Here is a 13,499-nt window from a genome sequence, read left to right as displayed (position 1 = left end):
CGGCTCCTCGGGGAGGTGATCGGGAAGGGGCGGGGGGAGGCGGCCGGCCTCACCCACACCTTTCTTGCTAACAGCAGTCCGGGCCGGGCGCCGCGTCTGATGCGGCCAGTCCAGTGACGGCGGGCGGCCTGGCGGACGAGGCGCGAAGGTGGAGCGGGGTGGCCACCGGGCGTTCCTTGCGGACGAAGGCGCGGCGCAGCGCGTGGTAGGGGGCGTCGGGGTCGAAGAAGGTCCGCCGCATCGGGGCGAGCTCGGCCTCGCGGTGGGCGGCGAGCGGCCGGACGGCCTCGTCCCGCTCGCGCGCGGCCTTCTTTCCGGCGATGCGGGAGGCGGTGGCCGGCAGGGCGGCGAGCCGGGCCGCGAGGCGCTGCGTCTCGCGGCTGAAGTCCCCGGGCGCGCAGGAGACCGTACGGTCGACCAGTCCGAGTCCGTGGGCGGCGGTGGCACTCAGCGGGAGGGCCTCGGTGGTGAGGCGGTCCGCGAGTGCGGGGCCGACGCGGCGGGGCAGCGTGTACGTCCAGTACTCGGAGCCGTGCAGGCCCATCAGACGGTAGGACGGGTTCAGGACCACGCCCGAGCGGCACCACACCTCGTCGGCGGCGAGGGCGAGCATGGCCCCTCCGGCGGCGGCGTTGCCGCCCAGCGCACTGACCACGAGCCGGTCGGTGGTGGTCAGCACCGCCTCGGCCAGGTCGTTCATGGCGTTGATGTTGGCCCAGGACTCCTCGGCCGGGTCGGCCGCGGCCTCGATGACGCCGAGGTGGATGCCGTTGGAGAAGAAGTCGCGGCCGCCGCCCAGGACCAGGACGGTGGTGGGACGGGTGAGTGCGGTCCGGTAGGCGTCCAGCAGGCGGCGGCAGTGGGCGGTGCTCATCGCACCGCCGGGGAAGGAGAACGACAGGAATCCGGCCTGGCCCTCCTCGTGGTAGCCGATCTCGGACCAGGTGCGGTGGTGGGCGCCGTCCGGGCCGCTGTGCGGCGGCGCGGGGACCTCGGGAAGCGGCGGCAGCCGGTCCGCGAGCGCGAGCGTGGCGGGCAGCTTGGGAGCGGCCGGGCCGCCCGGCAGCCGGCGGGCGCGCAGCTCCGGGATCCAGACGGCCCCGTCGGCGGTGGCCCGGCAGAGCGCCCCGTCCCGGGTGGCCAGCAGCTCGCCGGGACGCCCGCGCAGCTGCTCCTCGCGGTGCCCGCCGTGCAGGTACCACTCGCCGCCGAGCAGGTCGTCGCGCACGCCGGGCTGCGAGTCGGCGGCGCGCAGCGTACGCAGGACGTCGTCGGTGGTGTCGCGCTGCCAGTCGATCCGGCGGTCCTCCTGACGCAGGAGCGGCCGGGCGTGGCCGCTCTCCTGGGGCCGCGGGACGTACGTACCGGAGGCGAACCGTTCCACCGCGAGCAGGACGGCCTCCAGCGCGGCGTCGGCGATCTCACCGCGGTAGAGGTCGCTCTTGCCGAGCGGCGGCAGGGGGCATTCGGCGCTCGCCCAGACGTCGCCGGCGTCCATCTCCGCGTTGGCCTGGAGGACCGTCACCCCCCACCGGACCTCGCCGTCCTGGACGGCCCGGTCCAGCGAGGAGGGACCGCGGTCGCCGACCGGCCCCGGGTGGACGACCAGGCAGGTGTGGGCGGCCCAGACCTCCTCGGGGAGGGCGGTGCGCAGCATCGGGGCGAGCACGAGGTCGGGGCGGTGGCCGCGGACGGCGTCGGCCAGGGAGACGCCGGGCAGGGCGAGTTCGACCGCGACGCGGTGGCCGTGGTCGCGCAGTTCGGCGTGGACTCGCTGCGTGAGGCTGTTGAACGCGCTCGCCACGAGCAGGACGTACAAGTGGTCTCCCAGCGGCGGCCCGGAGCCGCGTGCGCGCGGTGCCCGGCCTGGTCGGCGGCCCGTGGCCGGAAGATGACCGGCCGCCTGAGATGGTCGGGGAGATCCGGGCGGCCATGCCCGAGGCCCGCGCGGAGGGTCACCCGAAAGCGCCCGTTCCGGGGTCCGCTCGGCCCAAGGCGACAGGGCCCCGAGGAGCCCGCGCTACTCGCCCTCCCGGCCCTTCTCGCCCTCCCGGTCCTCGTCGCCCTCCCGGCCCTGGTCACCCTCCTCGATCGCGATGGCGTTGGCCAGTTCCCGGTGCGCGCGGCCCGGCTCGCCCTCGTACTGCTCCAGGAGGGCGGCGGCGATGGCGTCGAGCTTGCGCTGGATCGCGTGTTCGGCCCGGCGTTCGGAGTTCTTCAGCAGGGCCAGGAGCAGCAGGGCGACCGCGCCCATCGCGTCGCCGAACAGGTGCTGCCAGCTCGTGTCCAGGTGGGCGAAGTGGACCACGAGGAAACCGGCCACCAGCAGGACGCAGAACAGGGAGAAGGCGGGCGAGCTGGTGAAGTTCGAGGCCAGCTCGGCCAGCCTCTCGAAGCGTCCGAGTCGCCCCTGGCCGTTCTTCTTCGCGGGATGTTCGAGGGCCATGGTCTGCACGTGCCCGGTGGGGCCGCACCCCATCCCCTCCGGGCCGGTCAAGCACCCGGGCGGCCCAGGGCCGGGGGCGCCTACCGGCCCCGGACGGTCACCTTGCCCGGACGGGCGCCCACAGACTGACGCTCCACACGTCCCCGTGCCCCACGCGGTAGCCCCGTTCCTCCTCCTCGTCGTCCACGACGATCACCGAGACGCCGGAGGCCGCCGCCCGGTACTCCAGGAAGCCGCCCTGGTCGCCGACCGTGAGTTCCGGTGCTCCGGAGATGCGCCCGAGTTCCTGGCGGGCCCGGTCGACCGCGCCGAGGGTGGAGCCGATGCCGATCCCGTGCAGACGGCCGGTCCGGATGAACGAGGCGAGCAATTCGATGCCGGTCACGGCCGGTTCTCCCATGGGTCGACCGGGGCTTGCGGCCCTGCGGCCACGGCCTAGAGCCGCGGGCTCCGTAGCGGGGGCTCCGCGCCACCCCATGCGAAGGCATAGGGGTCCGCGCCGCCCGAGTACGCACAGGTGATTCCGGTGTCGGGCAGGCCGAGTTCCTCTCTCAGCCATCCGTCCATGGCGAGGGCGGCGACCTCCGGCCGGTAGTCGGCCAGCGGAAAGTCGAAGGAGACGATCTCGATGCATACGCCGTCCGGATACCTGGTGCACAGGTCCTCGGCACGGAGCGCGACGGTGAAGGAGAGCCAGGCCAGGTCCTCCCAGTACATGCCGGTGCCGGGGAGCAGCAGGCGGACTCCTCGGTAGATCCCCACGGAGGGCCCCGCCGCTTCGCCCGGTGGCACGGTCCGGGCCGAGAGGTCCGCCGCCAGTCCGCCGAGCGGGCTCCTGAACCGGTACTTGAACGTCCGCGTCATTTCTCCTCGGTTCACGCACGCGAGGAGGTGGAACGCGCCCGACCCGGCCGGGCTTCCGGATACCGCCCCGGACCGCCCCGTTCCTCCTCACGGATGGATCATCACACGTTCCGTTCTCCCGACAACGTCGCACGCCGTGGTCCGGCGGCCGACAGGCCGCCGCCGGAAACCGTTGAAGATGGTCCGCGGCATGCGCAGGATGGCCACGAGCGAGGGAGGTCCGTCATGCAGTCCGCCGAAGTGTCCACGCAGACGGTGCGTGCCGAGGACGGGGCCACGGTCCACGTCCGGTTCCACCGCAGGCCCGACGACCCGTCCGCCCCGGTGCTGGTGTGCATGCCCGCCATGGGGACCAGGGCCGTGTCCTACACGCCCCTGGCGGAGTCCCTCGTACAGGCCGGGTTCCAGGTGGTCCTCGGGGAGTTGCGGGGGCAGGGCACGAGCTCGGTCCAGGTGCGCCGTGGAGTGCGCTACGGCTACCACGAGATGGTGACGTACGACTACCCCGCACTGTTCCGGGAGGTCGCGGCCGCGTTCCCGCTGGCGCCGCGCCACCTGCTCGGACACAGCCTCGGCGGGCAGCTCGGTGCGCTTTACCTCAGTCAGGAGCCGCACATGGCCGCCGGCGCGATCCTGGTCGGCGCCCCCTCCTGCCACTGGCGCGGCTGGCCCTTCCCGCAAGGCCTGGGCCTGCTCGCGGGGTTCCAGTTCGCCGCCGCCCTCGCCTCGGTGTACGGGTACTTCCCCGGCCGCCGCCTGGGGGTGCTGGGGAACGACTCCGCGCAGCTGCTGCGGGACATGGCCGCGCAGGTCCGGACGGGCCGCTACGACGTGCCCTCCTCGCCGGTGGACTTCGAGCCGTGGCTGGCCGGACTGGACCTCCCGGTGCTGGCGGTGGCCATCGAGGGCGACCCCATGGCACCGCCCGGCGGGGTGCGGGGGCTCTGCGGCAAGCTCACGAGCGCCCGGGTGACGTACTGGGAGCTCGCCCTCGGCGAGGGCACGGTCGGCGGCCCGCACTACCGCTGGATCCGTGACAACGCCGCACTCGTCGAGCGGGTACGGGCCTTCGTGGACCGCGTCTGACACCCACCCCTCGCGGACGTCAGCCGAGGCGGGCCGGGGAGGAGGCTCCGGGGGCCAGCAGCCGCGGTGTGCCGCTGCCGTCGGCGGGCACGGTCCACAGGTCGGTACTGTCGGCGGCGCCGTCGGTGGGCAGGCCGTAGGCGAGCGTACGGTCGTCGAGCCAGGCGGCCTGGTCGTCCACGCTGCGCTTCTCGGCGAGCGCGTGCTCGCGCAGCGTGCCGAGGTCCATCACGTGCTCGCGCCACAGCGACGCCCCGGCCCGGACCCGCTTCTTGTACGCGATGCGCGTCTCGTCCGGGGACAGGGACGGGCATTCGACGTTCTTGGCCAGGGTTTTGACGCTGCGCCCCGAGATGGAGCCCTTGACCAGGTGGGTCTCGCCGCCGGTGGAGACGGTCGCGTAGAAGGTGTCGTCGTCCTTCGAGAAGGTGACCCCCCAGAAGTTGACGTCCTGGGCGCGGTGCTGCCGGCCGTCCATGTCGATGGCGAACTCCTCCAGGTTCGCCTCCAGTTTCCAGGTGCGGGTGTCCACGATCGCGGTACGGGTGGAGAAGAACGCGGCCCCGTAGGACTCGCCGGAGACGAAGACGGTCCAGGCGGCGAACCGGCCGCTGGGCGAGACCCGGGCCCGGCTCGGGGTGCCCGCGAGGGGGAAGCTGCGCAGGGTCCGCAGCTCGGAGTCGACGATCAGGGCCTTGTTGTCCTGGGCGAGCGCGCCGGGTGTGGAGCGCAGGCAGACGCCGGTGCCCGCGGCGGCGTGGAAGCGCTGGCAGGTGAGTTCTGAGGCGGTGCGCTCGGACTCGGGTGCGTCGGCGGGGACGGAGGCGAGGGCCCCGCGGTGCGGGCCCTGCCCGCCGTTGAGGAAGGCCAGGGAGCCGGGCCGGGTGAGGGTGACGGTTCCGGCGGCGACCGCGGGGCTGCCCGCCTGGGGCTTTTCGCCGCGGGAGGCGGAGCGCAGCACCAGCGCGGCGGCGAGGCCGCCGAGCAGCAGTACCGCCACCGCGAGGACGAGCAGGCGGCGTGACTTCGACAGCGTCATCTGGGGGGCCTCACGGGCTTCGGGTTCGGGGCAGTGGTTCGGGTGTCCTGGGGTGCTGACGGGCGCAGGACGAACCCGGCGACGGCGGCGCAGCACAGCAGCCCGGCCGCGGCGCCGGCCAGGGCCGGGCCGGTGCCCCAGAGCGTCCAGGCCCCGCCGAAGGCCAGCGAGCAGCCGAAGCGGGCCAGCGCCTGGCCGGTGCCGACGAGGGCCATGCCGGTGGCGCGGAGTTCGCCGGGGACGGTGGCGGCGACCGCCGCGGGCAGCACGCCGTCGGTGGCGGCGTAGAACATGCCGTGCAGGGCGAGGACGAGGAAGGGCAGGGCGGGCCAGTCGGGAGCCCACAGCAGCAGCCCGTAGCCGGCCAGCAGGAGGGCGTGGCCGGTGAGGAAGACGGTGCGCCGGCCGATCCGGTCGGCGAGGGCTCCGGCGGGCACCGCGAGCAGCAGGAACACGGCGGCGGTGCCGAGCGGCAGGAGCGGGAACCACTGGTCGCCGATGCCGGTACGGCGTTGCAGGAGCAGGTAGACGAAGGCGTCGCTGACGGTGGTCAGGCCCAGCAGGACGGCGCAGACGGCCAGATTGCGCAGCCGGGGCAGGCGCAGCAGGCCGAGCGCGTCGCGCAGCCGTACGGGGGCCGGCCGGCCCGCGTCGGGCACGGCGGTGGCGTCGGTGGCCGTGGCGTCGGCGGCGGTGGTGGCGGCGTCGGTGGCCGTGGCCTTCGCCTGCGGCGGGGCCTGCGCCGTCCTTCCGCCGGACGGGACGAACAGCATGAGCACCACGACGCCGAGTGCGGCGACGCAGGCGCTGACGCCGAAGACGGCGTCGTAGCCGTCGACCGTCAGGCTCAGGATGAGGAAGGCGGCGAGCGGGCCGAGCAGGGCCCCGGTGGTGTCCATCGCCCGGTGCACGCCGAAGGCGCGCCCTTGTAACTCGGGCGGTGTGGACAGCGAGATCAGCGCGTCGCGCGGGGCGGTGCGCAGTCCCTTGCCGGTGCGTTCCAGCGTGAGGATCACGCTGATCGGACCCAGGCTGTGGGCCAGCAGCAGCAGCGGTTTGCACGCGGCCGACAGGCCGTATCCGATGCCGGCGATCAGCTTGTGGTTGCGGACCCGGTCGGCCAGGTGGCCGCCGGTCAGCTGCACGAGGGCGCTGACCCCGTTGTAGACGCCGTCCAGCGCCCCGAAGCCGAGGGGGCTCAGGCCCAGGCCGGCGATCAGGTACAGGGGCAGGACGGCGGTGACCATCTCCGAGGAGATGTCGGTGATCATGCTGACCGTGCCCAGGGCGAGGACGGTAGAGGCGACCGCGGGAGCCCGGACGGGTCCCCGGTCCGGAGCGGTCTTCGCACCCCCGGACGCGGGCGCGGAACGGTCCGCGAGGTACATGCTCTGGAGCTCCCGATGCCGACGGACGTGAGCGCACTCGAACGTGCGAGTGGAACCCTAATGGGTGTACGGGCCAACAGTGCGGCGTATGAACAGATGTGGCGTAAGCCGCCTGTTCGGCCGGGATCGGCCGGGTTCGGCCGGCGTCGGCCGGGCGATCAGCCCTGCCGGCTGCTCTCGTCCCGCAGCCAGGTGGAGAAGTCCTGGTCACGAATGGCCTTCCGGGAGCCCCGGCGCGCGGCGAGCGCCGCCACCACGAACACCACCACCCCTGGCAGCAGCGCCGGTTGGGCTCGCAGCAGGGCCCGCAGATCGGCCGTGCCGGTGCGCGCGCTCTGCTCCGGCACCTGCTCCTGCGCCCCGGCCGGTGCCTCCTGCGGCCCCTCGGCCTTCCGTGCCGCCCGGAAGCGCTCGTACTCGGCGGAGGAGGTGGCCGCGCGGACCCGCCGCCTGATCAGATCGGACCAGGTGCGCGGCGGACGGACGACCACCCGGGCCTCCTCGACCACGCGCCGCTCCCCCGGCCCGAAGGCGAGCGACGCGGCCAGGTCGTCGGCCATCAGCGGGGGCAGCGCGGCGAGCCGCGCGTGCCCGGTCTCGGTGACGGCGATGACCCCCCGGCCGAACAGCCCCTCTCGGACGGCGGGCAGCCGCTGCCACACCCGGTAGTAGGCCCGCACCGGCCAGGCGCAGCCGCCCAGCGGGATGTCCCGGCCGGGAGCGGCGGCGAGCAGCTCCGGGCTCCGTTCGAGGGCGCCCGCCAGGGCCCGTACGTCGGCGGCCCCGACGACGACGTCGGCGTCCACGTACAGCCGGGGGAAGCCCCGCGCGTGCTCGTCTCCGGCCCGCAGCGCCAGGTGTTTGGAGGGCGTCGGGATCTCGATCACGCGTACGCGGTCGCCGCGCCCGGCCGCCACCCGGGCCGTGTCGTCGGTACAGCCGTTGCACACCACGACGATGTCGGGCCCGGACACCGGGGTGGTGTCGGCCAGGAGCGCGTCGAGGAGCCGGCCGATGACCCTGCTCTCGTTGTGGGCCGGTATCACGATGCTGGTCACCCGGGCAGTATGCACGGTCGAACACCCGCACCAGGCGATTACGTCAACTCTGCCCGGGGGTACGCCCGGTGGACTAGATTGAGCGGCGCCGACCGGATTCGGCACGCTTCGGCGAACGCCGGTGTCCGGCACCGGGCAAAGGGGTAGAGCGGTACGGGTTCGGCTGCTTGTGGGGAACAGGCGGCCGGGCCGGGGGGCGAAGCACGCGGATCACGTAGGGCATCGGTTGTGGGGGGCCATCACCGTTGAGCAGGTCACGCACGGGACGCGTGGGCGTCCGTGCTGCCGTCGACGGCATTTCCCTCCATCACACGCGTCCCGGCCATGAGTTGGCGACACGCCGTCCGGCGTGCGCGGAAGGAAGGGAAACGCCGTGAAGGACACCGCGAAGGACGCGGAACAGGGCGCGGGGGCCACCGGCAAGGGGACCGCCCCCTTAGGTGTCGCCGTGGTCGGTGCGGGCTACTGGGGCCCCAATCTCGTCCGCAACTTCCAGTCCAGTGACCGGTTCCGGTTGCGCTGGCTCTGCGATCTGAACGTGGACCGGGCCCGGCAGGTGCTCGGCGCGTACTCCACGGTCCAGGCGACCGGCGACTACGAGGCGGTCCTCGCCGACCCGGAGGTCCACGCGGTCGCGGTGGCCACCCCGGCAGGCACGCATCTCGACGTCGCGCTGGCCGCGCTGCGCGCCGGCAAGCACGTCCTCGTGGAGAAGCCCCTCGCCGCCACGTACGAGGACGGGCTGCGGCTGGTGAACGAGGCCGAGGAGCGCGGTCTCACGCTGATGTGCGACCACACCTACTGCTACACGCCCGCGGTGGCGCGGATCCGCGAGCTGGTCCGCTCCGGCGAACTCGGCGAGATCCACTACGTGGACTCGGTACGGATCAACCTGGGGCTCGTCCAGAAGGACGTCGACGTCCTGTGGGACCTGGCCCCCCACGACCTGTCCGTCCTGGAGTTCATCCTCCCGGACCACGTGAAGCCGGTCGCCGTCGCCGCGCACGGGGCCGATCCCATCGGCGCCGGCCAGTCCTGCGTGGCCTACCTGACGCTCCAGCTGAACACCGGCGCCATCGCCCACGTGCACGTCAACTGGCTCTCCCCGACCAAGGTGCGCACCACCATGGTCGGCGGGTCCAAGCGCACCCTGGTGTGGGACGACCTCAACCCCACCCAGCGCGTGGCGGTCTTCGACCGCGGGGTGGACCTGAGCGCCCCGCAGGAGATCGGCGCGGACGAGCGCCGGGACATGCTCGTCTCCTACCGGACCGGCGACATGGTGGCGCCCGCGATCGGTGAGAAGGAGGCCCTGCGCAGCATGGTCGAGGAGTTCGCCGCGTCCATCAGCACGGGACGGCCGCCGCTGACGGACGGCCGGGCGGGACTGAAGGTGCTGGACATCCTGGAAGCCGCCTCCCGGAGCCTGGAGTTCCGCGGAGCGGTCGTCGGACTGCGCACCGGGCGTTGACCGTCCGCAGTCCGATCACACGCAAGACCACGACCGAACATTCAGTGGGGGCAGGGGCGTTGAGCAGCGTACGAGGCAAGAGGATTCTGGTCACCGGAGGGGCGGGCACGATCGGCTCGCACGTGGTGGACCTGCTGGTGGACAACGGGGCACGCGAGGTCGTGGTGCTCGACAACTTCGTGCGGGGGCGCACCGCCAACCTGGCCCGCGCCCTGCCGAGCGGGGTGGTGGAGGTCGTCGACGGCGACATCCGCGACGTGGCCGCGGTGCGCAAGGCGACCGAGGGGGCCGAGCTGGTGTTCCATCTCGCGGCCATCCGGATCACCCAGTGCGCGGAGGAGCCGCGGCTGGCGAACGAGGTCATGGTGGACGGCACCTTCAACGTGCTGGAGGCGGCCGTGGCCGCCGGCGTGGGCAAGGTGATCGCCTCGTCCTCGGCCTCGGTCTACGGCCTGGCCGAGCAGTTCCCGACCACCGAGCGCCACCACGCGTACAACAACGACACCTTCTACGGTGCGGCGAAGGCCTTCAACGAGGGGGTGCTGCGCAGCTTCCACGCCATGTACGGGCTGGACTACGTGGCCCTGCGCTACTTCAACGTGTACGGGCCCCGGATGGACATCCACGGCCTCTACACGGAGGTGCTCATCCGCTGGATGGAGCGGATCGCCTCGGGCGAGCCGCCGCTGATCCTCGGAGACGGCCTGCAGACCATGGACTTCGTCGACGTCCGGGACATCGCGCGCGCCAACCTGCTGGCCGCCGAATCGGACCTGACCGACGAGGTGTTCAACGTCGCGAGCGGTACGGAGACCAGCCTGCTCCAGCTCGCGCACGGCCTGCTGGAGGCGATGGGCGCCGAGGGCCTGGTGCCCGAACACGGCCCGGCCCGTGCCGTGAACGGCGTCACCCGCCGGCTCGCCGACACCTCGCAGGCCGCGGAGCGGCTCGGCTTCACGGCCGGGATCGACCTGCGCACCGGCCTCCGGGACCTGGTGCAGTGGTGGCGGGCCGAGCGCGCCGCCGACGCGGCGGCCGCGGAGGCGGGCCGATGAGCGCCCCGGACGCCGCTGCGGTCACCGCCCCGGACGCCGCCCCCGCTCCCGCCCGGATCCCCGTGATGGTGCCCTGGCTGGGTGAGGAGGAGGCGAAGGCCGCCGCGGACGCGGTGCTTTCGGGCTGGGTGGCCCAGGGGCCCCGGGTCGCCGCGTTCGAACGGGCCTTCGCCGAGCGGGTGGGCGCCGAGCACGGCATCGCGGTGAGCTCCTGCACCACCGCCCTGCACCTGGCCCTGATCGCGCTGGACCTCGGTCCTGGCGACGAGGTGATCGTCCCCTCGCTGTCCTTCATCGCCACGGCCAACGCGGTGCGCTACGTGGGCGCCCGGCCGGTGTTCGCGGACGTCGAGGAGGCCACCGGCAACCTCACCCCGGCCACCGTGGACGCCGTCCGCACACCGAGGACCAAGGCCGTGATCGCCGTCCACCAGGGCGGGGTTCCCGCGGACGTGCACGCACTGCGCGCGGTGTGCGCCGACTGGGACGTGGCCCTGGTGGAGGACGCCGCCTGCGGCATCGGCGCGACGGTGGGCGGCAAGTCGGTGGGCCACGGCGCCCTGCTCGCCGCCTGGTCCTTCCACCCCCGCAAGGTGATCACCACCGGTGAGGGCGGCATGCTCACCACGGACGAGGCACAGTGGGCGGAGCGGCTGCGCCGGCTGCGCGAGCACGGCATGAACGTGTCCGCCGCGCAGCGCCACGCGAGCAGCAAGCCGGTCGTCGAGAGCTACCTGGAGGTCGGCTACAACTACCGGATGACCGACATCCAGGCCGCGGTCGGTCTGGTGCAGCTCGGCAAGCTGGACGAGATCGTGGCCCGGAGGCGCTCGCTGGCGGCCCGGTACACGGAGCTGCTGGGCGGGATCCCGGGCCTGCGGCCGCTCCGGGACCCCGGTCACGGCCAGGGCAACTTCCAGTCGTACTGGGTGCTGCCGGCGCAGGACTTCCCCGTGAGCCGGGACGAACTGCTCGCGGCGCTCTCCGACGCCGGGATCTCGGCCCGGCGCGGGATCATGGCCTCGCACCTGGAGCCCGCGTACGCGGACCACGGCGCGGCTCCGCTGCCCGTGACCGAGCGGATCAGCCGCGACTCCCTGATCCTGCCGCTGTTCCACACGATGACGCGGGAGCAGCAGGACCGGGTGGTGGCGGTGCTGCGCGAACAGGCCGGCGGATGAGCGGCCCGCCGCCACGGACCGAGGACCTGCTGATCGTCGGCGCGGGCGGGTTCGCCCGCGAGACCGCGCAGGCGGTACGGGACGCGGCCGCCGCGGCGGCCGCGTACGGCCGCGCGCCGCGGTGGCGGCTGCTCGGGCACCTCGACGACGATCCGGGCCTGCACGGCCGGGAGGTCGACGGGGTCCCGGTACTGGGCGGCAGCCACCTCGTGCACGAGCTGCCGGCGGCCCGGGTGGTGGTCTGCGTGGGCAGCCCGCGCGACTACGCCGTACGGGCCCGGCTGGTGCGGCGCCTGGGGCTGCCCGGGAGCCGCTACGCCACGGTGGTCCACCCCACGGCGGTGGTCTCGGGGTCCTCGCTGCTCGGCGCGGGCTCGGTCCTGCTCGCGCACTGCGTGCTGACGGCCGCGGTCCGGCTCGGGTCCCACGTGGCGGTGATGCCGCACGTGGTCCTCACTCACGACGACCGGGTCGGGGACTTCGCCACGCTGGCCTCGGGCGTCCGCCTCGGCGGCGGGGTGCGGCTGGGGCGCGGCGCGTACGTGGGCGCGGGAGCGCTGGTGCGCGAGGGCACGTCGGTCGGCGCCTGGTCGCTGACCGGTATGGGAAGCACGGTCCTGGCCGACGTGCCGCCCGGTGAGGTGTGGGCCGGGAGCCCCGCCCGCCGGCTGCGCGCGGCGGGGGGCCCGGCGCTCGACGAGCTGCGGGCCGATGGCGAGGAGACGGCCGGCCGTTGGCCGGAGACACGGATGGGGAGCACAGTCGTATGAACCAGATACCGCTCGTCGACCTGAAGGCGGCGCACGCCGAGGTCGCCGAGGAATTACGGGCAGGCTTCGACCGTGTGCTCGCCGACACCGCTTTCATCGGCGGTGCGGAGGTCAGCGCGTTCGAGCGTGAGTACGCCGACTTCGCGGGAGTGGAGCACTGCGTGGGTGTCGCCAACGGCACCGACGCCCTCGAACTCGCGTTGCGGGCCAGCGGGGTGGGTGTCGGCGACGAGGTGGTGCTGCCCGCGAACACCTTCATCGCCACGGCCGGCGCGGTCGCCCGGATCGGCGCCCGGCCGGTGCTGGTCGACTGCCTCCCCGACACGCTGCTGATGGATCCGCGGGCCGCCCTGGAGGCCGTGGGCGGGGCCACCCGCGCGGTGGTCCCCGTACACCTCTACGGGCAGTGCGCGGACACCGCGGCGCTGGCGGCCGGGCTCCCGGCGCACGTGAAGATCGTCGAGGACGCCGCGCAGAGCCAGGGCGCGACCCGGGACGGCCGCTCCCCCGGCAGCGGGGGCATCGCCGCGACCAGCTTCTACCCGGGCAAGAACCTGGGCGCCTACGGCGACGCGGGCGCGGTGGTGACCGACGACGAGGAGCGCGCGGAGCTGGTCCGGGCCCTGGCCAACCACGGCGGGATCGCCAAGTACCGTCACGACGTGGCCGGGTTCAACAGCCGGCTCGACGGCCTGCAGGCCGTGGTGCTGCGGGCGAAGCTGGCCCGGCTGGCCGAGGGCAACGCGGCCCGCCGGACCGCCGCCGCCCGCTACGACGAGCTGCTGGGCGACCTCGCCGCCGCCGGGCAGGTCACCCTGCCGGTCACCGCCGAGGGCGACGTCCACGTCTGGCACCTGTACGTCGTGCGGGTCGCCGGAGCCGACCGCGACGCCGTCGTCGGCAAGCTCAACGCGGAGGGCATCGGCGCGGGTGTGCACTACCCGGCGCCGGTCCACCTGACCCCGGCCTTCGGTCATCTCGGCCACGGCCGCGGCGACTTCCCGCACGCCGAACGGGCCGCGGACCGGATGCTTTCGCTGCCCCTCTTCCCGCAGATCACCGCCGACCAGCAGCAGCGGGTCGTGGAAACGCTCCGCAACGCCCTGCGCTGACCCCGCGCTCACGCAAACAATGAGGTCCA

The 13,499-nt window shown here is 73.8% G+C and carries 13 protein-coding genes; 6 read left to right on the top strand and 7 right to left on the bottom strand.

Annotated elements, in window-relative coordinates:
- Window positions 1–67 precede the first annotated feature (67 nt).
- The 4 genes from DEJ51_RS26995 to DEJ51_RS26980 form a co-directional block, all read right to left on the bottom strand.
- Entirely contained in the window at window positions 68–1,819 is a 1,752-nt protein-coding gene (locus DEJ51_RS26995; RefSeq protein WP_150260184.1) for an enoyl-CoA hydratase-related protein, read from the bottom strand.
- 201 nt (window positions 1,820–2,020) lie between these two features.
- Window positions 2,021–2,446: a hypothetical protein gene (locus DEJ51_RS26990; RefSeq protein WP_223835980.1), complete on the bottom strand. Its 426-nt coding sequence runs from the start codon at window positions 2,444–2,446 to the stop codon at window positions 2,021–2,023.
- A 97-nt stretch (window positions 2,447–2,543) separates the two neighbouring features.
- The gene (locus DEJ51_RS26985; RefSeq protein WP_150260183.1) at window positions 2,544–2,831 is read right to left on the bottom strand and encodes a hypothetical protein; all 288 of its coding nucleotides are present in this window, start codon (window positions 2,829–2,831) and stop codon (window positions 2,544–2,546) included.
- Window positions 2,832–2,881: 50 nt separating this feature from the next.
- On the bottom strand, window positions 2,882–3,310 hold the full coding sequence (locus DEJ51_RS26980) for a hypothetical protein (protein ID WP_150260182.1): 429 nt from the start codon (window positions 3,308–3,310) through the stop codon (window positions 2,882–2,884).
- Between the two features lie 225 nt (window positions 3,311–3,535).
- On the opposite strand from DEJ51_RS26980, the gene DEJ51_RS26975 reads away from it, so the two are divergent.
- The gene (locus DEJ51_RS26975; protein ID WP_190620662.1) at window positions 3,536–4,396 is read left to right on the top strand and encodes an alpha/beta fold hydrolase; all 861 of its coding nucleotides are present in this window, start codon (window positions 3,536–3,538) and stop codon (window positions 4,394–4,396) included.
- Window positions 4,397–4,415: 19 nt separating this feature from the next.
- Here the strand turns inward: DEJ51_RS26975 and DEJ51_RS26970 are convergent, their stop codons facing one another.
- The 3 genes from DEJ51_RS26970 to DEJ51_RS26960 form a co-directional block, all read right to left on the bottom strand.
- Window positions 4,416–5,429, bottom strand: coding sequence for a TolB family protein (locus tag DEJ51_RS26970; RefSeq protein WP_150262177.1), 1,014 nt, complete (start codon window positions 5,427–5,429; stop codon window positions 4,416–4,418).
- A 2-nt stretch (window positions 5,430–5,431) separates the two neighbouring features.
- Window positions 5,432–6,823 (bottom strand): MFS transporter, encoded by a 1,392-nt coding sequence (locus DEJ51_RS26965; protein WP_150260180.1) that lies wholly within the window; start codon window positions 6,821–6,823, stop codon window positions 5,432–5,434.
- A 158-nt stretch (window positions 6,824–6,981) separates the two neighbouring features.
- Window positions 6,982–7,881, bottom strand: a complete 900-nt coding sequence (locus tag DEJ51_RS26960) for a glycosyltransferase (protein ID WP_150260179.1) — start codon at window positions 7,879–7,881, stop codon at window positions 6,982–6,984.
- A 373-nt stretch (window positions 7,882–8,254) separates the two neighbouring features.
- On the opposite strand from DEJ51_RS26960, the gene DEJ51_RS26955 reads away from it, so the two are divergent.
- From DEJ51_RS26955 to DEJ51_RS26935, 5 genes are read left to right on the top strand one after another with little or no spacing between them, the layout of a single operon-like run.
- Window positions 8,255–9,352 carry a Gfo/Idh/MocA family protein gene (locus DEJ51_RS26955; RefSeq protein ID WP_150260178.1) on the top strand — a complete coding sequence of 366 codons (1,098 nt, stop codon included), beginning with the start codon at window positions 8,255–8,257 and terminating at the stop codon, window positions 9,350–9,352.
- A 59-nt stretch (window positions 9,353–9,411) separates the two neighbouring features.
- Window positions 9,412–10,407, top strand: coding sequence for an NAD-dependent epimerase/dehydratase family protein (locus DEJ51_RS26950; protein ID WP_150260177.1), 996 nt, complete (start codon window positions 9,412–9,414; stop codon window positions 10,405–10,407).
- Window positions 10,404–11,588 (top strand): DegT/DnrJ/EryC1/StrS family aminotransferase, encoded by a 1,185-nt coding sequence (locus tag DEJ51_RS26945; RefSeq protein ID WP_223835978.1) that lies wholly within the window; start codon window positions 10,404–10,406, stop codon window positions 11,586–11,588. Before DEJ51_RS26950 ends, DEJ51_RS26945 begins: the two co-directional genes overlap by 4 nt.
- On the top strand, window positions 11,585–12,358 hold the full coding sequence (locus tag DEJ51_RS26940; RefSeq protein WP_150260176.1) for a NeuD/PglB/VioB family sugar acetyltransferase: 774 nt from the start codon (window positions 11,585–11,587) through the stop codon (window positions 12,356–12,358). The genes DEJ51_RS26945 and DEJ51_RS26940 overlap by 4 nt, the downstream gene beginning before the upstream one ends.
- Window positions 12,355–13,470, top strand: a complete 1,116-nt coding sequence (locus tag DEJ51_RS26935; protein ID WP_150260175.1) for a DegT/DnrJ/EryC1/StrS family aminotransferase — start codon at window positions 12,355–12,357, stop codon at window positions 13,468–13,470. The genes DEJ51_RS26940 and DEJ51_RS26935 overlap by 4 nt, the downstream gene beginning before the upstream one ends.
- Window positions 13,471–13,499: the final 29 nt, after the last annotated feature.

It is taken from the genome of Streptomyces venezuelae, assembly GCF_008642275.1.
GTDB classification, from domain to species: domain Bacteria; phylum Actinomycetota; class Actinomycetes; order Streptomycetales; family Streptomycetaceae; genus Streptomyces; species Streptomyces venezuelae_E.
This window is presented reverse-complemented; position numbering and strand designations above follow the sequence as displayed.

Excerpts from the sequence above, each read along its gene's own strand:
- DEJ51_RS26990 (WP_223835980.1), bottom strand. The coding sequence starts at position 2,446 with ATGGCCCTCGAACATCCCGCGAAGAAGAACGGCCAGGGGCGACTCGGA.
- DEJ51_RS26980 (WP_150260182.1), bottom strand. The coding sequence starts at position 3,310 with ATGACGCGGACGTTCAAGTACCGGTTCAGGAGCCCGCTCGGCGGACTG.
- DEJ51_RS26975 (WP_190620662.1), top strand. The coding sequence starts at position 3,536 with ATGCAGTCCGCCGAAGTGTCCACGCAGACGGTGCGTGCCGAGGACGGG.
- DEJ51_RS26965 (WP_150260180.1), bottom strand. The coding sequence starts at position 6,823 with ATGTACCTCGCGGACCGTTCCGCGCCCGCGTCCGGGGGTGCGAAGACC.
- DEJ51_RS26945 (WP_223835978.1), top strand. The coding sequence starts at position 10,404 with ATGAGCGCCCCGGACGCCGCTGCGGTCACCGCCCCGGACGCCGCCCCC.
- DEJ51_RS26940 (WP_150260176.1), top strand. The coding sequence starts at position 11,585 with ATGAGCGGCCCGCCGCCACGGACCGAGGACCTGCTGATCGTCGGCGCG.
- DEJ51_RS26935 (WP_150260175.1), top strand. The coding sequence starts at position 12,355 with ATGAACCAGATACCGCTCGTCGACCTGAAGGCGGCGCACGCCGAGGTC.